The organism is Erwinia sp. ErVv1 (assembly GCF_900068895.1).
Lineage (GTDB): Bacteria > Pseudomonadota > Gammaproteobacteria > Enterobacterales > Enterobacteriaceae > Erwinia.
Genome location: NZ_CDPK01000050.1, coordinates 1 through 243, shown reverse-complemented (window position 1 = coordinate 243; position 243 = coordinate 1). Strand labels below are relative to the sequence as shown.

General features: G+C 59.3%; 1 protein-coding gene. It reads right to left on the bottom strand.

Translation table 11 applies throughout. From position 1 onward, the window contains the following. A partial coding sequence (locus A1830_RS20860) for an RHS repeat protein (protein ID WP_156485063.1) occupies positions 1-243 on the bottom strand: 243 nt, incomplete at both ends.

The following is a 243-nucleotide window of genomic DNA, read 5'->3' as shown; positions in this document are numbered from 1 at the left end:
TGCGTCCTCACTGCTCAGGAGCTGACCTAACCGGTCATACGTCAAGCGGATGACGCTGCCGGAGCAGTCGGTGCGCTGTGTCAGCAGCCCCTGGCGGTTCCATTCCAGCAGCACGTCACCGCCACTGGCATCGGTGATGCGGTCCGGCAGCGTCTCTTCGTCGTCAGGATAATGGTATGTGGTGGTGTGATTCAGTGCGTTGCTTTCCGACAGCAGGCGACCGTTTAAATCATATGTCGCCTG